The organism is Pseudomonas palleroniana (assembly GCF_022836895.1).
In the GTDB taxonomy this organism is placed as follows: Bacteria; Pseudomonadota; Gammaproteobacteria; order Pseudomonadales; family Pseudomonadaceae; genus Aquipseudomonas; species Aquipseudomonas palleroniana.
Map to the genome: position 1 here is coordinate 3,476,422 of NZ_CP092411.1, position 17,470 is coordinate 3,493,891.

The 17,470-nt window shown below is 61.1% G+C and carries 15 protein-coding genes, 1 tRNA gene and 1 pseudogene; 7 read left to right on the top strand and 10 right to left on the bottom strand.

The genetic code is table 11. The features are described 5' to 3' along the window. Positions 1 to 56: 56 nt before the first annotated feature. Both MJP36_RS15820 and MJP36_RS15825 read left to right on the top strand, forming a co-directional pair. Positions 57 to 130, top strand: a tRNA-Cys gene (locus MJP36_RS15820). A gap of 236 nt (positions 131 to 366) precedes the next feature. Further along, positions 367 to 528, top strand: coding sequence for a hypothetical protein (locus MJP36_RS15825; RefSeq protein WP_162843529.1), 162 nt, complete (start codon positions 367 to 369; stop codon positions 526 to 528). Between the two features lie 266 nt (positions 529 to 794). Here the strand turns inward: MJP36_RS15825 and MJP36_RS15830 are convergent, their stop codons facing one another. Further along, complete coding sequence (locus MJP36_RS15830) at positions 795 to 1,814, bottom strand: acyltransferase family protein (protein ID WP_161547905.1); 1,020 nt, start codon at positions 1,812 to 1,814, stop codon at positions 795 to 797. A gap of 407 nt (positions 1,815 to 2,221) precedes the next feature. On the opposite strand from MJP36_RS15830, the gene MJP36_RS15835 reads away from it, so the two are divergent. Beyond that, positions 2,222 to 2,680 (top strand): Hsp20 family protein, encoded by a 459-nt coding sequence (locus MJP36_RS15835; RefSeq protein ID WP_060752735.1) that lies wholly within the window; start codon positions 2,222 to 2,224, stop codon positions 2,678 to 2,680. A gap of 1 nt (position 2,681) precedes the next feature. On the opposite strand, the gene MJP36_RS15840 is transcribed toward MJP36_RS15835, so the two are convergent. Genes MJP36_RS15840 through MJP36_RS15855 form a run of 4 tightly spaced genes read right to left on the bottom strand, consistent with a single transcriptional unit; the run spans position 2,682 to position 7,000 of the window. Further along, positions 2,682 to 2,924 (bottom strand): hypothetical protein, encoded by a 243-nt coding sequence (locus tag MJP36_RS15840; RefSeq protein WP_244385673.1) that lies wholly within the window; start codon positions 2,922 to 2,924, stop codon positions 2,682 to 2,684. Next, a complete protein-coding gene (locus tag MJP36_RS15845) occupies positions 2,912 to 4,333 on the bottom strand; it encodes an efflux transporter outer membrane subunit (protein ID WP_244383413.1) in 1,422 nt (473 codons plus the stop codon). The genes MJP36_RS15840 and MJP36_RS15845 overlap by 13 nt, the downstream gene beginning before the upstream one ends. Continuing rightward, positions 4,330 to 5,898 carry a DHA2 family efflux MFS transporter permease subunit gene (locus MJP36_RS15850; protein ID WP_244383414.1) on the bottom strand — a complete coding sequence of 523 codons (1,569 nt, stop codon included), beginning with the start codon at positions 5,896 to 5,898 and terminating at the stop codon, positions 4,330 to 4,332. The genes MJP36_RS15845 and MJP36_RS15850 overlap by 4 nt, the downstream gene beginning before the upstream one ends. Then, complete coding sequence (locus MJP36_RS15855) at positions 5,891 to 7,000, bottom strand: HlyD family secretion protein (RefSeq protein ID WP_244383415.1); 1,110 nt, start codon at positions 6,998 to 7,000, stop codon at positions 5,891 to 5,893. The genes MJP36_RS15850 and MJP36_RS15855 overlap by 8 nt, the downstream gene beginning before the upstream one ends. 99 nt (positions 7,001 to 7,099) lie before the next feature. On the opposite strand from MJP36_RS15855, the gene MJP36_RS15860 reads away from it, so the two are divergent. The 3 genes and pseudogenes from MJP36_RS15860 to MJP36_RS15870 all read left to right on the top strand — a co-directional run bounded on the left by MJP36_RS15860 (position 7,100) and on the right by MJP36_RS15870 (position 9,960). Continuing rightward, positions 7,100 to 7,819, top strand: coding sequence for a CerR family C-terminal domain-containing protein (locus tag MJP36_RS15860; RefSeq protein ID WP_244383416.1), 720 nt, complete (start codon positions 7,100 to 7,102; stop codon positions 7,817 to 7,819). 164 nt (positions 7,820 to 7,983) lie between these two features. Next, positions 7,984 to 8,581: pseudogene (locus tag MJP36_RS15865) on the top strand (LysE family translocator). 395 nt (positions 8,582 to 8,976) lie between these two features. Then, entirely contained in the window at positions 8,977 to 9,960 is a 984-nt protein-coding gene (locus MJP36_RS15870; RefSeq protein ID WP_060752741.1) for a GlxA family transcriptional regulator, read from the top strand. Positions 9,961 to 10,082: 122 nt separating this feature from the next. Here MJP36_RS15870 and MJP36_RS15875 read toward each other — a convergent pair whose 3' ends face one another. The 5 genes from MJP36_RS15875 to MJP36_RS15895 are packed head-to-tail and all read right to left on the bottom strand — an operon-like array spanning position 10,083 to position 16,521. Next, positions 10,083 to 11,342 (bottom strand): NAD(P)/FAD-dependent oxidoreductase, encoded by a 1,260-nt coding sequence (locus MJP36_RS15875; protein WP_161547908.1) that lies wholly within the window; start codon positions 11,340 to 11,342, stop codon positions 10,083 to 10,085. A gap of 2 nt (positions 11,343 to 11,344) precedes the next feature. Next, the gene (locus MJP36_RS15880) at positions 11,345 to 12,916 is read right to left on the bottom strand and encodes an aldehyde dehydrogenase (NADP(+)) (protein WP_161547909.1); all 1,572 of its coding nucleotides are present in this window, start codon (positions 12,914 to 12,916) and stop codon (positions 11,345 to 11,347) included. A gap of 58 nt (positions 12,917 to 12,974) precedes the next feature. After that, positions 12,975 to 13,922 (bottom strand): dihydrodipicolinate synthase family protein, encoded by a 948-nt coding sequence (locus MJP36_RS15885; protein ID WP_244383417.1) that lies wholly within the window; start codon positions 13,920 to 13,922, stop codon positions 12,975 to 12,977. A gap of 35 nt (positions 13,923 to 13,957) precedes the next feature. Beyond that, positions 13,958 to 14,884: a 4-hydroxyproline epimerase gene (locus MJP36_RS15890; protein WP_161547910.1), complete on the bottom strand. Its 927-nt coding sequence runs from the start codon at positions 14,882 to 14,884 to the stop codon at positions 13,958 to 13,960. An 11-nt stretch (positions 14,885 to 14,895) separates the two neighbouring features. Beyond that, positions 14,896 to 16,521, bottom strand: a complete 1,626-nt coding sequence (locus MJP36_RS15895; protein WP_060752746.1) for an APC family permease — start codon at positions 16,519 to 16,521, stop codon at positions 14,896 to 14,898. A 187-nt stretch (positions 16,522 to 16,708) separates the two neighbouring features. Between MJP36_RS15895 and MJP36_RS15900 the strand changes: the two genes are divergently transcribed. Beyond that, complete coding sequence (locus MJP36_RS15900) at positions 16,709 to 17,467, top strand: helix-turn-helix transcriptional regulator (RefSeq protein ID WP_244383418.1); 759 nt, start codon at positions 16,709 to 16,711, stop codon at positions 17,465 to 17,467. Positions 17,468 to 17,470 lie beyond the last annotated feature (3 nt).

Sequence of the window (17,470 nt, forward strand, 5' to 3'; positions counted from 1 at the left end):
AGCCCACTCAAGTTTATATGCGGTGAATGCCAGTGGTAAGGGCATTGATCGTTTGAGGCCGAGTAGCAAAATGGTTATGCAGCGGATTGCAAATCCGCCTACGCCGGTTCGATTCCGACCTCGGCCTCCACTCTCGAAAGCCCCGCAGCCATTAGGCTGCGGGGCTTTTTTTGTGCCTGCCAATTTTGCTAGGCCAGGCAATTGGGACAATTATCTGCGCGGTTCTGGCCCCACACCTACTTCGAGCCTCGCCATTGCACGAGGCCCTTTGCTTTGCGCCGTTCGTCCAGTGCCCGGCACTCGCTACAACCTGCCGACTCCCATCTTTAAGCGCGGATATCCTGTGCGTTAGAACGGAGAGCCAGCATGGAAATCAACGAGAACGCCCCGGACAATCAGACAGGGCACGATTCGAAGCGCGATGAGGATGGTATTCCATTGCCTCCAGACGATGACGCGCCTCTTGAAGAGGACATGTCGGATGTAGACGCTGCTGATTCAGTGGCGAGCGAGCATCCCGACAACTGAAAATGTGTAATGCGTCGAGCCCGGCCACCGCGCCGGGTTTTTAATTGCCTCGAATTTACCTGTAGTCAGGACAGCCCCAGGGAGGGCTGGGACGCTTGCGTGCGACTATTCGAATCTCGCCTTTTCTATATCACCGTGCTTGCGCTGTAGGTAAATCGTATAGGGCAAGAGGAATGTCTGTAGCTGAATGTACAGACCCTGTTGGCGGCTGGTTACGGCCGTGAGCGCCTGCGTTTTATGCGGCAGGCGTGTCTTCTGTTCCTGCTTCACGCAGAGGTGGAAGCAGGAAGTGCGCCTTTCATTTTGTGCTTTGTGAGCCTTGAAAGAGGACGTTCAATGAAAGTGAAACTTGCATAAGAAACCGCACCGATCCCCAATACAATCAGTGCAAACGTCATCCAGTCACTCAGGTTAAAGGCTAACTGAAATTGAATCAGCAGGCACATTACAAGCACATGGCACAGATAGGTGGAATAGGACCAGTCGCCTAGCTGCCGAAGGAAACCAATGCGCGAGAAGTGTCGCTCTTGAGATACGGCAGCGATTAAAATGACGGCGCAGGGCAGGCCAGATCGGAATGGGTCATGGTTGACTGGCCCGTAGTCGGTTATTTTCCATAGAGCGATAGCTGTCATTAGCGCTGCAAGTGTTGTCGGTATCTTCTGAATAATTCCTTTCTGATAGGCGTAGGCGATGAAGATGCCGAATAAGAACTCATAGACGATTTTGTTCGTAAAAAAAACAAAGTCGCCACCCAGTTCGGGTATGGCTTTTCCAAGCAGAAATACGCCAAGGACGATGGCGGGTATTCTGAACTTCGCAGGAGCGAAGAGTGTAAAAAAGAAGATTGCATAAAATGCCATTTCGTAATTTAAAGTCCAGCCGACCGTAATGATTGGGAATAGCCCAATCCCGGACGGATTCTGCGCTGGAATAAAGAACAAGCTTTTAATCAAGAATATAGGGTCGTACAAGGTCAGAGGCACAATGCCTGGTGCAAACATCAGCAAGGCAGCCGTGATAAGCGTGAATAGCCAATAGGCGGGTGCGATCCTTACGATTCTGTGAAGGGCAAACACCATGGGTGTCTGATTTTTTCCTGAAGCGGACAGATAAATGACAAAGCCGCTAATCACGAAAAATAAATCAACGCCGATAGCGCCGTACTTGAATAACGCAACTGAAACAGTATCGGTAAGTTTGAAGTTGTGCGCGATTTGCATGTAGTGATGAAGGACAACAAGCCATGCAGCCAAAGCTCTGAGTGTCTGTATTGAATTGAGCATTCGTTGGATCATCTGCGCAAAAAGAACGCAGTATACCCGAAAAATCTTTCAAGGCTCGCCGCGCTGGATACACAGTATGGACCTGTTTTATGTGAGATCACCGCGCACTAATGCCGGCTCTCTTTCATTAATGCTCGACAGATCGGTTGATGAGCGCGCTCGTATGCCTGTGACGCCTTCCTCGTTGTCCGCAGTGATCATCAAAACCGCTATACCGCCTGAGCCGTCTTCAGCCTTCAGCAACCGACGTCGATAGGCATCAATCGCCCAAAGCAACCCGATTACGCGAATGTAAAAATTTTTTTCACCCCTCTTGAAATTTTTTTCGGCGCACATAAATTTTCAGCACGCGACGCCGAATGCGGGTCGCGCACTTAATCACTTGGATTTAATCAGGAGATTTCGAGATGGCTACTACCCTTTCGCTGGCCCCTTTGTTCCGTCAATCCGTGGGCTTCGATCGCTTCAATGACCTGTTTGAGTCGGCGCTGCGCAGCGAGGCTCCGAACACCTATCCGCCTCACAACGTGGAAAAGCACGGTGACGACGAATATCGCATTGTCATTGCCGTAGCCGGACTCACTGAAGCGGATCTGGATATCCAGGTCGAGAAGGGCGTCTTGACAGTCGTGGGTGACAAGCGTGAAACCGACAAAGAAGTCACCTATCTGCACCAGGGCATCGCGCAACGGGCATTCCGGTTGTCGTTCCGCCTGGCAGATCACATTGAGGTGCGTGGCGCTTCGATGAACAACGGGCTGTTAAGCATCGACTTGCTGCGTGTGGTGCCTGAAGAGGCCAAGCCTAAACGCATCACGATCGGTGGCGGGAAAGAACCCGAACTACGTCAGGTAAGCTTGCAGTAAGTCAGTGGTAATAAAAAGGCGCTCTCAGGAGCGCCTTTTTTTGCTCCGGCGTAACGGTGAGCAACAGATTCTTGCGACCGAGTGCGTCAGACAGCGGGCCGATCAGCAATTGCGAGAGGGAGATGCCGATCGCAAATACGCTGACAGACAATGCAGCGTAATGAATTGCTTGCCTGATCAGCGAAACGTGCGCGGGCTCAGCTGTTGTTGTAGCCCATCCGGAGCACTTGATCAAAGCGTCCACCCCAGCCCCAACGCCTTGTGCAATGAAGCAAAGTCCTTCAACAACTGCGCATCCCCCGAGATCCGGCTCTCCTGGGCCTGATACCGCGTGCGCTCTGCATCCAGCCAGTCCAGCGTGCTCGCAGTTCCCGCCCGATAACGCTGACGAGTCAGATCGGCCGCACGCACTGCCGAAGACTCCACATTACGCAACAGCAGCACGTTCTGGCGTTGATGCCCATACCGCGCCAAGGCCACATCCGCATCGCGCAGCGCGCTCAATACCACGCTCTTGTACTGCGCGAGCGCTTCGTCACGCCCGGCTTCGGCACCTTTGACGCTGGCGCTGACGCGGCCGAAATCCAGAGCGTTCCAGGTGATGCGCGGCAGTATCAGCCAACTCCCGTTGTCTTTGCGCACCAAGTGCCCCGGATCGCCGGCGGAGAAAGACAAGTCGCCCATCAGGCTCAGTTTGGGGAACCAGTCTGCGGTTTTCTCGCCGATTTGGGCGTAGCTCGACGCCAGTTTGCGTTCGGCCACGCGAATGTCGGGGCGGGCCTTCAACAGGGTGGCCGGGTCGGCGATGGGGACGGCGGCAGGGAGGGCGGGCAGGGCGCGGGTGGTGCTGAGTTGGCTGTCGAGTTCGCCAGGCTCCAGGCCGCAGAGCAGGCCGAGTTGGTCGAGGGATTCGGCGATGGACGCTTGCAGTGGCAGGCGCTGAGCTTGAGTGTTTTCGGCTTGGGTCAATACTTGCTCAAGCTGCAATTGAGAGGCCACGCCGCGGTCGCGGCGTTGCTGAGTGAGGTTCAAGGCCTGGTTTTCGATCTCGACACTCGCGTCTACCAGCGCCAGGCGTGCCTGCTGGTCGCGCAGGTCGGTATAGGCCTGGACGATCTCGGCCGCGAGTTGTACCTGGGCATCGGCCAACTGCGCCTGCGCCGAGTCAGCCTCTGCCTGTGCGGCTTCGACGGCGCGACGGGTGCCACCGAACAGGTCGGCCTCCCAACTGGCATCGAAGCCTGCAAGGTATAGGCTCAATGGGGCGCGACCGCCGCCACCGGTGCCGCCGAGCGCCGAGGTATCGGGAGAGCGCAATCTGAGCATTGCCGCGTCGCCGGTGACCTTGGGCATTGTGTCGGCGCGGGCGCCGCTGAGGCTGGCGCGGGCCTGTTTCACGCGGGCTTGGGCGGTGGCGATGTCGGGGCTGTTTTGCAGGGCTTGTTCGATCAACCCGTTGAGTTGCGAATCGCCCAATGTCCGCCACCATTGGGCGACGGCAGGTGCGTTTGAAGCATGGTTGCCGGCATGGGGCAGACGCCCGGCCGCCAGGGTTTTTGGCGCAACGGTGGGGGCACCTGGATAGTCCGGGCCGACGGTGCAGGCAGACAGCAGGCCGACGGTGAGAAGAAGGGGAAAGCAGCGAGCAATCATCGGGGTACCGTGCGCTTTTTCAGGATGAATATCAGGGGCAGGCACGCCAGCATCGCGAGTCCCAGTACATAGAATGAATCGTTGTAGGCCATCACCGAAGCCTGCCGGGCAATATCATTGGCCAACTGGGCCAGTGCCTGCAGCGGTGCGCTGGATGGATCGCCGGTTTGCTCCAGGTAGCTGGCGGTATGATTTGCCATGTCGGCCTGGGCCAATTGACTGTTGGCTTGGATGCCCTCACGCAGCATGTCGTCATGAAAATGACTGCGTCGGTCCATCAGCACGCCGAGCAGGGCCAGCCCGAGGGTGCCGCCCAAGTTGCGCGACATGTTGTAGAGCCCGGCGGCATCGCCGGCGTCGCGTGTGTCGACCGAGCGCATCGACAGTTGGCTGAGGGGCATCATCACTAGAATCTGCCCAAAACCGCGTAACAGCTGTGACCAGACAAAATCGTGGCCGACGCTGTCAGCGGTGAGCGTGGTGTCCACAAAACAACTGGCCCAATACAGCAACAGACCGGCGCCGACCATCCAGCGCAAGTCGTAGCGACCGAGCATGCGCGGCAGGATCGGCATCAGCATAAATGCCGGAATCCCTGACAGCAGCATGATTGCGCCCGACTGCTGGGCGTTGTAGCCGGACAGAACGCCAAGGAACTGCGGCACCAGATACGCCGTGCCATAGAGCCCGGCCCCCACGGCGGTGGCGATCAACAGCACGCTGCCGAAGCTTTTGTTAAGCACCAGTTGCAGGCGCAGGATCGGTGTACGCGACCTGAACTGCCCGATCGCAATCAGGAAGAAACCCACCGCCGTAGCGATGCTCAGCCAGGTGATCAACAACGAGTCGAACCAATGCTCGCGCTGGCCCTCCTCAAGCACCACGGTGAGTGAACTGAGGCCCATGGCCAGGCCCAGGATGCCCAGCCAGTCGGCGCTGATGAAGTGTTGCAGGTTCATGCGCTCGGTCGGCAGGCCGGTGATCAGCAGGGTGATCAACGCGATGCTGATGGGCAGGTTGAGAAAGAAGCACCAGCGCCAGTTGATGTTTTCCGTGAGCCAGCCGCCGATCACCGGGCCGAGCAAGGGGCCGAGGATCACGGTCATGCCGAACATCGTGGTGCCGATTGCCAATTGGTGCGGCGGTAGCCGCGTGCGCACGATGCTCTGCGCGGTGGGAATCATCGCACCACCGGCGAAGCCCTGGCCGATGCGCCCGGCGATCATCGCGCCGAGGCTCGCCGACAGGCCGCAGAACATTGAAAACGCGGTGAACGTCAAAGCGGTGCCGATCAGGAACCGGCGCAGGCCGAATACTCGTGTCAGCCAGGCGGCGAGGGGGATCATGACGATTTCCGACATCAGGTAACCGGTAGCGATCCAGGTACCTTCGGTGCCGGTGGCCCCGATCTGTCCCTGAATCTGCGGTAATGCCGAGTTGGTGATCGATACGTCCAGCGTCGCCAGCAAGGCGCCCAACGCGCCAGCGGCGACGGCGATCCAGTCGGTCAGCGAGGCGTTGCGCGGTTTCTCGGTGGCTACCTCGGCGATCAGGGCGTCAGCCATGATTGGCGTCCGCGCCGTGGGTGCGGGTGTCTACTTCCACTGTTGCCGACAGGCCGGGCATCAGTGCGATGCGCACCTCTTCCGGTATATCCAGGGCGATACGCACCGGCACACGCTGTACGATTTTGGTGAAGTTGCCGGTGGCATTCGACGGCGGTAACAACGCAAATTGTGCGCCGGTGCCAGGCGAGAGACTGTCGATATGCCCCTCCAGCTTACGACCCGGCAGTGCATCCACGTGCACGCTGACGCTTTGGCCTGGGCGCATGTCGCCGATTTGGGTTTCCTTGTAGTTGGCGGTGAGGTAGATCGCACTGATGGGCACCACTGTCAGCAAACGGGTGCCGGGTTGTACGTACTGGCCGACGCGCACGCCACGATCGGCCACCCGGCCATCCAGAGGGCTGCGGATCACCGCGTCATCCACATCCAACTGGCTCTGCGCCTCGCTGGCCTTGGCCACGCCAAGTTGTGCCTGGGCCTGTTTGAGTTGGGCTTGCAGGGTGCCGTAACGCGTTTCGCTGGAGCGCAATGCGGCCTGTTTGGCGGCCACGGTGCTGCGCGCCTGCGCCAGTTGGTTATTGAGTTGGGCCAGACGCTCCTGCGGCTCGGCGCCGGAGCGGGCCAACGGGGCGTAGCGCGCTACTTCAGTCTGCGCGTGGCGGGCGTCGGCCTGGGCACCTTGCAACTGGGCGCGGGCTTCGGCGATGGTCGAGTCCTGCTGCACCAGGTCGGCCTGGGCCTTGGCGAAGTCGGCCTGACGCGCGGCAATGGTGGCCGTGGCTTCGTCGCTGACCGCCTGATACTTGCGTGCGTCCAGGCGGACCAGCACGTCGCCGCGCTTGATGTCCTGGTTGTCACTCACCAGGACTTGCGCGACATAGCCGCTGATCTTAGGGGCTACGCTGATACTGTCGGCCTGCAAATAAGCATCGTCGGTGGTCTCGATAAATCGCCCGGAAAGCCACCACCACGCGGCCCAGCCCAGGCCGACCAGCAACGCGAGGGTCGCGATGCTCAGGAGGATGCGTCGGGCCTTGCCACGCTGGCCATTGACGGTGTCATCAGGAATGACCTGAGGAGAGGGAGGTGCGGCAGACATTGAGGTCACTCCAGATTTATATCAGCTGGAATAAATTCTATTCTTCGCGAATTTTTGTCAACTGGTATATTTTGCTCCGGTAGAGAAAAGGAACGGCACATGGCACGACATAAACCCGCCGCTGAGGGTGGCTATCAGCGTGGTGAAGAAACTCGCGCACGTATCATCGAGGCGGCGATCGTGGTGTTTGGCGAGCGTGGCTACGACCGCGCCTCCACCCGCGACATCGCCACGGCAGCCGGCGTCAACGCCCCGGCGATCCAGTACTATTTCGATGGCAAGGAGGGGGTGTACCTGGAGTGCGTCGAGCATTTGATTACGTTGCTCTGGGGCAAAATGGGCCCCTGCGTGGACGCCGCTGAATGCGCGCTGGGCGATGCGAAGGCTCAAGACAGCACCCTGATCGAAGTGTCGCTGGGCATCCTGGCGACCGTGGTCTCGACGATCCAGGACAGCCCCCAGGCCACGGCCTGGCGCGCCTTTCTCGATCGGCATCAGGCGGGTCTATGCCCTGAAAGCGCGACCATGGCGTTTGAAGATCGCTTCAAGGCGCGTATTGGCCGGGTCATCCGCCAACTGATCGCGCGCCTGGCCGGTTTTCCCGTGGAAGATGAACGCACGGTGATTCACTCCATGGCGCTGTTCACCCAAGGGCTGGCATTTCGGGTACAGAAACCCAAGCTGCTCGAGGCGCTGAAGTGGACGCAAGTGAATCAGAAGGAGATGGAACTGGTGCGGGATGTGGTGTTGATGCAGGCGCGGTTTACGTTGGAGGGGTTGGTCAGGCAGCGTGATTTCTCATCCAGTTCCGTTCAATAGCGTTGAGGCCGGTGATCTTTTTCGGTGTGGCCGTATGGTACCGAAAAACCTGATTCTCTCGAGAGAACCTAAGTGTATTCCTCGCTCCGTTCTTAGCTGTACGGGGCGTTCCGTTCGAGAACCCTCTACTGTCGCAGGCATAACAACCGCCAGGATGCCGCGCCATGTTCATGTCTACCAGCCTGCTGTCTGCCTTCGTGCTGTTCGCTTTCGTGTCCTCAATCACCCCGGGCCCCAACAACACCATGTTGCTGGCGTCGGGGGTGAACTTCGGGTTTCGCCGTTCGATGCCCCATGCCTTGGGGATCAGCATCGGCTTCATGGTGCTGGTGATTTCGGTCGGGCTGGGCCTGGGCGAGGTGTTCAAGCTGTTTCCGTGGGCCTACACGGTGTTGCGCTATATGGGCGCGACCTACTTGCTGTATCTGGCGTGGAAGATTGCGACTTCCGCGGGGATGTCCGACAGCAGTGATGAGCAGGGCAAGCCCATGACGTTCCTGGCGGCAGCGGCGTTTCAATGGGTCAACCCCAAGGCATGGATCATGGCGTTGGGCGCGATCACCACCTATACGCCGGCCGAGGGTTATATCACCAACGTGCTGGTGATCGCCCTGGTGTTTGCCGTGGTCAACTTGCCCAGCGTGTGTGTCTGGGTGGGCTGTGGCAGCGGCTTGCGCAATGTGTTGCGCGAGCCGCGATGGTTACGGGTTGATGGCTGCGCTGCTGGTGGTGTCGTTGTATCCGATGCTCGCGGGCAGTTGATCGGCTTTAAACCGGGGATATGGTCGCCAGCATGCCGATACCGATGGTCAGCACCAGAAAGCCGAACAGGAAAAGTGCCATCTTGGTCATAACGCCTCCGAAGGGAAGGGGATGGCAGGAACCTGCCTGCCATGCTCGACAAGGGTGTCGGGAGTGAGGCTATTGTCCGCTCGGGGCCGATTTCGATACAGCGGCAGATGCGAAAGAAAAAACCGTATCAGATCACTCTGGGTGTGCAGCGGCGCGGGCTTGCAAAGGGGCCGTGTTTATAAAGATCAGCCCTGCATTCCACGTTTTCGCCGCTTTGACGCACCAATCCTCTAAGATGTCGCCCACAGCACTCAACAATAACAGTGGGCCGACCCTCGATGGAAAGACGCCAGTTCAGCGGTGGTATGAAAGGCAAGAACCTGCGCTACCTCAATGACTCTCCCCAACAGCCGTCGTCGCTCAAGCGCGTCGGCTTTTTGTTGCTTGAACATTTCTCCCTGCCCGCATTCACCCAGGCCCTCGATACGCTGATCACCGCCAACCTGTTGCGGCCCGAGCTGTTTACGACGCGTACTTTCGGCTTCAGCGATGCCGAGGTGATCAGCGACCTGGGCCTGGTGATCCGCCCCGATGCGCCCCTGCACGCGGCGGTATTGCAGGAGCTGGATCTATTGGTGGTGTGTGGTGGTTTTCGCACCGAACTCAAGGCGGGCGATGAGTTGATACAACTGCTGCGTACCGCCGACGAACTCGGTATCGGCCTCGCCGGCCTGTGGAATGGCGCCTGGTTCCTCGGGCGGGCCGGCCTGCTGGACGGGTACCGCTGCGCCATTCACCCGGAACATCGCCCGGCACTGGCGGAGGTGTCCAAGGCCGCCCAGGTCACCAGCGAGCCCTACGTGATCGACCGCGACCGCCTGACGGCTTCCAGCCCATCGGGAGCCTTCCATATGGCGCTCGACTGGATCAAGGAGCTGCATGGCAAGGCGCTGGTCGAAGGGATCGAAGACATCCTGGCCTTTGAAGAGTCGCGTTATCGCCGGATCAAACCCACCGAGAACGTCTGCGTCAGCGCGCCGTTGCGCGAGGTGGTGAAACTGATGGACGCCAACCTGGAAGAACCCCTCGAACTCGACCAACTGGCCGTGTACGCCGGCCGTTCGCGGCGTCAGCTGGAGCGTTTGTTCAAGGAGCAGTTGGGCACCACGCCGCAACGCTATTACATGGAATTGCGCGTGACCGAGGCGCGGCGGTTGCTGCAGCACACCGAGTTGTCCCAAGTCGATGTGCTGGTTGCGTGCGGGTTTGTGTCGCCGAGCCATTTCAGCAAGTGCTACAGCGCCTACTTCGGCTATCGGCCGTCGAAAGAGAAGCGACTGGTCAAGTAACCCGCGCCAACGCCGCTCAGTGTGGGAGATGTCGAGCTTTAGCGAGGCTTCGATAGGGGCGGCACAATCGATAGAGACGTCACCTGACACACCGCCTTAGCAGCCTCGCTGAAGCTCGACTTTTAGAAACGCTCCAACCGATAGGCTCCCTGAGCCGGTAACCCAGGGTTCAGTGGTTCAGGTTTGAGCAGTTGCACGACCATTTCCGCCGTAACGGCCGCCTGCGTCAGCCCCAGATGCTGATGGCCGAACGCAAGCAGCACCTTGCCATCAGCGACGCGATCAATGATCGGCAAAGAGTCGGGCAAAGACGGCCGAAAGCCCATCCAGGGCGTGGCGTCTTGCGTACTCAGGTCCTGGCGAAACAAGCCCTGGCTCAAGCGATGCAATTGCCAGGCGCGCTGCATATTCGGCGGGCGCAGCAGCCCGGCGAATTCCACCGTGCCTGCCAGGCGCAAGCCGCCGAGCATGGGCGTCATGATGAACTTGCGCTCAAAGGAGGTGACGGCGAACGGCAGGCGGTCTTGTTCATGAGGCAGCATCAGGTGATAGCCGCGCTCGGTGTCCAGCGGGACTTTTTTACCGGTCAGCGCAGCGGTGAGCCGGGCCGAATGCGCACCGCAGGCAATCAGTACCTGGCGCGCCGTCAGCGCGCCCTGGTCCGTCATCAACGAGACGCCATCGGCCTCGACACGCCCATCCACGACGCTCTGCTTGAGAAATTGCACACCCTGGGCCTTGGCGGCCTTGACCAGTTCGCCGACCACGTGAAAAGGGTCGAGAAAGTGGCCGGTGCCTGGAAAAAACAGCGCACCCTGGATGCTATCGCTCAATTGCGGCGCCGCCTGGCGCACCGCATCGCCTGACCAGACCGCCACCGCCACGTTTTGCTGCTGCATGCGCTCGCGCAACGCCTCAATGGCCGCATGCGACTCGGCGCGTTCATACACCAGCAACGAGCCGTCTGCACGCAGCAGTTGCGCTTGTTCAATCGACTGCAGCAAGCGCTGCCAGGCCCCGAGGCTGGCCTCATTGAGCGCACGGATGCCCGCCACCGTTTGCCGGTAGCGGGCCGGGCGCAGGTTCAGCAGCAGGCGCGCAAACCAGGGCAGGGCGCGCGGCAGGTATTTCCAGTCCAGGCGCAAGGGGCCCATGGGGTCCATCAGCATGGCCGGCAGGCGTTTGAGGATAGAACTATCGGCAATCGGGAACACCTGCTCGGTCGCCAGGTGCCCGGCATTGCCATAGGAGGCGCCCATGCCCGGGGCCTGCGGGTCGACGACTACCACGCGGTGGCCCTGACGCGCCAATTGCAGGGCACAGGCGACGCCGATAATGCCGGCGCCGACGACCGCGATATCGGCCGTGTTGGAAGCGCCCATGGCTACACCTCTCTCCGGCCGTTGAGCAAGCGCCGCAGCTGCAGCGGATTGGCCTGCTCAAGTGCGTGGGGCAGCAGGCTGTCCGGGAAGTCCTGATAACACACCGGGCGCAGGAAACGCAGGATCGCCGCCGTCCCCACCGAGGTACTGCGGGCGTCGGAGGTCGCCGGGAACGGGCCACCGTGGACCATGGCGTCGCAGACTTCCACGCCGGTCGGCCAGCCGTTGACCAGCAGGCGCCCGGCTTTGCGTTCAAGCACCGGCAGCAAGGCGCTGGCGCTGGCCAGGTCGGCTGCCTCCAGATGCAGGGTGGCGGTGAGCTGGCCTTCCAGATGCTCGCACACCTGGCGCACTTGCACATCGTCGGCACACACCACCAGCAGGGCGCTGGCCCCGAAGATCTCCGCTTGCAGGTGCTGGTTGGCGAGCAACGCGTCGGCCTGGGTGATGAACAGATGCGCCTGGCCCTGGTTCGGACCGGTGGCCGGCAACCCCTGGGCGACGACCTGTGCATGTTCCGCCAGTGCACTCACACCGGTGGCATAGGCATTGAAAATGCCGGGCGTGAGCATGGTCTGCGCCGTGCAGCCTTGCAGTCGCTCGCTCGCGGCACCGATGAAGCGATCCAGCGCCTCGCCTGCGCGGGCAATCAACAGACCGGGGTTGGTACAAAACTGCCCGGCCCCCTGGGTCAACGACGCCACAAAGCCCTCAGCCAACGCGGATGCGCGGGCTTGCAGCGCTGCGGGGAACAACAACACCGGGTTGATCGAGCTCATCTCGGCATACACCGGGATGGGTTCGGGCCGCGCCTGCGCCGCCTGGGTCAAGGCCAGACCGCCGCTGCGCGAGCCGGTAAACCCGACGGCCTTGATCCGTGCGTCGGTCACCAGCGCGATTCCCACTTCACGGCCCGAACCGTACAGCAGGGAGAACACGCCCGGCGGCAGACCGCAGGCACTCACCGCCCGGGCCACTGCGCGCCCGACCAGCTCGCTGGTGCCTGGGTGCGCGCCGTGGGCCTTGACGATCACCGGGCATCCCGCCGCCAGCGCCGACGCGGTGTCACCGCCGGCCACGGAAAAGGCCAGCGGGAAATTACTCGCACCGAAGACCGCTACCGGTCCGAGCGGCACCTGGCGTTGGCGCAGGTCCGCACGCGGCAGCGGTTGTCGCGCAGGCTCAGCGGTATCCACGCGTACGTCCAGCCATTCACCCGCACGCACGGTGCGCGCGAAGGTGCGCAATTGCCCGCAGGTACGGCCGCGCTCACCCTGGATGCGCTGGGGCGGCAGGCCGGTTTCGGCCACGGCGCGTTCGATCAGTTCATCGCCGAGCGCCTCGATGTGCTCGGCAATGCTTTCGAGAAAACTCGCGCGAACCTCCAGTGAGGTTTCACGAAAGGTGTCGAACGCCGCCCAGGCCAGGGCACAGGCGCGTTCGACGTGCTCGCCACTGCCGCCGTGATAGGCGGGCTCCAGCGGCCTGTTGGTGGCGGGGTTGATGGCCCGGATCGCTTCGCGATTGCCGTAAACGGCGTGCTGTCCGATCAGCATACTACCCGTCAGAGTCATGGAGTCGTCCTGCAAAAAAGGAAGGGGCCGCCGTGACCGTCACGGCGGCGCGAAAGGCTCAGGCGACGTTCTGTTCAGCCGACCAGTTGGCGTACCACTGGCGGAACAGGGCGTACTGGTTTTCGGCATAACGGCGTTGAGCGTCACTGAGTACGTCGGTTTCATTGAAGTGCAGGGCGTATTGCCGCTCGCCGTTGAGGACCATCAGGTGCTTGTAATACAGCACCAGGTCACAGCCTTCATCGAACGACGACAACACGCCCAGCGCCGCTTCCAGCTCACGGGCCAGGCGTCGAGCCTTGGCGTCGCCCTTGGCGGCTTGTTTGCTCAGTGCGACCAGTTGCAGCACTTCCCGAGGCAGCGCGTTGCCGATGCCGGTGATGGCGCCGGTGGCGTTGCAGTTGACGAAACCGTGGACCACTTGGGTGTCGACACCCACCATCAGGGTCACGTCATCGTCTTTGGAGGTGATGTTTTCCGCCGCATAACGCAGGTCCGCGCCACCGCCGAATTCCTTGAAGCCGATCAGGTTCGGGTGTTCGCGGCGCAGTTCGAAGAACAGGTCGGCGCGGGTGGCGAAACCGTAGTAAGGGCTGTTGTAGATCACCGCCGGCAGGTTCGGCGCCGCCTTGAGGATCGCCGCAAAGTGGGCCTTTTGCGCAGCGGCACTGGCACCACGCGACAGCACCCGGGGAATCACCATCAAACCGTGGGCGCCGACCTTGGCCGCATGGGCTGCGTGGGCCACCGCTTCACGGCTGTTCACTGCGCCGGTGCCGACAATCGTCGGTACCCCGGCCGATACCAGGCGTGCCACACCTTCCTGGCGTTCGGCTTCGGTGAGCAACGGCCAGTCGCCCATCGAGCCGCAATACACCACGGCGCTCATGCCGATATCGACCAGTTCGCGGCCTTTGGCAACCAGCGCATCGAAGTCCGGTTTGCGTTCTGGGGTGCACGGGGTCATCAGGGCGGGGATGCAACCGGTGAAGATATTGTCGCTCATTGTTTTAGCTCCGTTCAGTTGAAGAGGCGGGGGGCTCAGATGCCCCAGGCAAAAGGGTCCTGTGCGTCGATCAGCAAGGTGCTGTCGGCGGTCATATAGGCGCGGCCGGTAATGAAGGGGCGTACGTGTTCGCCGTCCCACTCATAGCGGCCTTCGAATTGGCTGCCGGTGATGCTGGCTTGCACCCAGGTTTCACCCTCGGCGAGTTTTCCATCAGCGGCCAGGCACGCGAGTTTGGCGCTGGTGCCGGTGCCGCAAGGCGAGCGGTCGTAAGCGCCGCCGGGGCACATGACGAAGTTGCGGCTGTCGGCCTGGGCGTCATCGGCGAACAGCTCGATATGGTCGATCACGGCACCGTCTGCGCCAGAAATGCCCTGGGTGCGCAGCGCCTTGAGCAGCGTCCGGGTGTAGTCACTCAGGACGTCGACGTTATCCATCTGCAACGTCTGGCCGTGGTCCGACACCAGGAAAAACCAGTTGCCGCCCCAGGCGATATCGCCCTGCACCACGCCATGCCCAGGCACCTGCACCGACACGGCTTGGCGATAACGATAGGCCGGCACGTTGCGCAGGGTCACGGCACCGTCGGCGTGCAGCGTGGCGGCGACCGGGCCGACTGGCGTGTCGATGTGGTGGACGCCGGGTGCGATATCACCCAGGTGGTACAGCGAGGCCACCAGGCCGATGGTGCCGTGGCCGCACATGCCGAGGTAGCCGGCGTTATTGAAGAAGATCACCCCGCAGGTCGCGCCGGGTGTGATCGGCGCGCAGTACAGCGCGCCGACCAGCACATCATTGCCACGCGGTTCGAGCAGGCAGGCGCGGCGCCATTGGTCGTGATGGGTGCGCAGATAGTCGAGTTTTTCGGCGAGGGTATCGCCGACCAGTTCAGGAAAGCCGTCCATGACCAGGCGTGTGGGTTCGCCGCCGGTGTGGGAGTCGATAACGTGCAACCGTTTCATAAAACGCTCCATCAAGGGGTAGCCGGGGACAGGGGGGCGCTGTAGTGCGTGGCGCTCACGGCTTCGCTTTCGTCGTCTTCGTTTTCCAGGCGCACGAGGTGCGCAGGCACGCCGGTGGCGGCGCCCCAGTAATAAATCCCCAGGGCACAGGCCGCGACGACCAGCGTGTCGAATGGATGACTGAGCACGCCGATACCACCGAAACTGCCGAGCTTGGAGAGCAGGATGGTCACCGCGTAGAAACCGATCAGCCAGGCCGACGAGCGCACTTGCTGCTGCAGGTTCAGGTGCGCGGTCGGCACCCACCGGGCACACAGCAGGTACACCGCAAACATCAGGATTTGCAGGCCGAGCAGCCAGGACACGGTGCTCCAGCCGGACCAGTACACGATCAGTGCGGCAATGATGAACGACAGCGGGCCGAGCACCGCCATGCCCTTGACGCGGAACGGGCGCAGCATGTGCGGCGCATTGCGGCGCAGCGCGGCGACGGTCACCGGGGCTACCGCGTAACTGAGGATCAGGGCGGCGGAGACCACATTGATCAGCGCTTCCCAGGAGGGGAACGGCAGGGTCCAGAACACCGACAAGCCAAAGGTCAGCCAAAGCGCCGGGCGCGGGATGCCGGACTTTTCATCGATGCGGGTGAAGACCTTGAAGAAGGTGCCGGTCTGCGCCCAGCCGTACACCACACGCGGCGTGGCATTCATGTAGATATTGCCGCAGCCGCTGGGGGAGATCACCGCGTCGGCCACCACCAGGTACGCCAGCCAACCCACACCCAGCGCCAGGGCGATGTCGCGATACGGCAGGGCGAGTTCCTTGCTGATCCCGGCCCAGCCGTCGGCGAGCATTTGCGTCGGCACACCTCCGAGGAAGGCGGTTTGCAGCAACACGTAGATCGCGGTGGACAGCAACACCGAAAGGATCAGTGCAATCGGAATCGTGCGTTGCGGGTTCTTCACTTCACTGGCCACCGAGATGATCGGTGTCAGGCCCAGGTACGCAAAAATCACACCGCCGGCTGACACGGCCATTTCAATCCCCGAAAGACCAAAGGGCGCGAAGCCATGCACCTGGAAATTCTCCGGCTTGAAAAAGGTGAACAGCACGCCGATCACCAGCAGCGGCACGATGAACTTGAACACGCTCACCAGGTTATTGGCGATGGCGAAGGTTTTCACGCTGCGGTAGTTGAGGATGAAAAACAGGCACAGCAGGGCAAACTGCACCAGCCAACCGAGGGTGGTCGGGTCGCTGGACCCGGCTTGGGTCAGCTCGGGAAACCAGGCCGCCGCATATTGGCGCGAGGCAACCACTTCAATCGCCACCAGGCTGGAAAACGCGATCAGCGTGATAAAACCCATCAAGTAGCCGAGCAGTGGGCCGTGGGAATACACCGGGTAACGCACCACACCCCCGGCTCGGGGCAGAGCGGCGCCGAGTTCGCAGTACACAATGCCCAACAGCAGCACCGCGAAGCCACCCAGCAACCAGGAGAAAATCCCTGCGGGGCCGGCGATTGCAGACACGTGGCTGGCCGCAAACAACCAGCCCGAACCGAAGATGGCGCCCAGCCCGATAAAGGTGAGGTCCATCAGTGAAAGTTGTTTCTTGAACTTGCCTTGAGCAGACATGGCGGCGCCTTCTTGTGAGTTATTGGATAGGCATGCAGTGGCGCTATCCTGAACGCATCAAGGGGGGCGGCGATTGATGTTTTACGCGGATGTGAATGACGAATTCGGCACAATTTGCCGCGCTCGACAGACGTGCGAACATGGCGCAATCTGCTCGGCGTCAAAGCCCAAACGAGCGGTTGAAATCATGATGCAGAGCGCGTTTACGGCCCTTCTCCAGGGGGCACGCCCACACAGCATCGAGCAGCTACTGGCGGGTATGGCGCAGCTGTTGCCGATGCTGGACGTGATCCCCAATGCCGCGATTTTCATCAAGGATGTCGACGCCCGTTACCTACTCGCCAACCACACGCTGGTGCAACGTTGCGGCCTCAAACAGCTGCAGCCGCTGTTGGGCAAGACCAGCGCCGAAGTGTTTCCGGCGCAGTTGGGGCCGGGTTACACCGAGCAGGATCGGCGCGTGCTGGAGCAAGGGTATGTGCTGGAGGATCAGCTTGAACTGCACCTGTATGGCACTCGCGAGCCGGGCTGGTGCCTGACCCATAAATGGCCCTTGTATAACCACAAAAACCAGATCATCGGCTTGGCGGGCATTTCGGTTGACCTGCAGTCGGCCAGCGAAAAACATCCGGCCTATCAGCGCCTGGCCGCTGTGGACGAGTATATCCGGCACAACTTCAATCGACGTGTCACCCTCGGTGAGTTGACGCGCATTGCCGGCATTTCCGTGGCGCAGCTGGAGCGTTATTGCAAGCGTGTCTTCCACCTCACGCCGCGCCAGATGATCCAGAAGGTGCGCTTGGAGAACGCCCATCGGCTGCTGCATACCGAACTGCCGATCACCGATGTGGCATTGCAGTGCGGCTATACCGACCACAGTGCGTTTACCCGGCAGTTCAAGGCGTCGACCGGGTTCACCCCGCGCCAATATCGGCAGTTGGAATAGTTA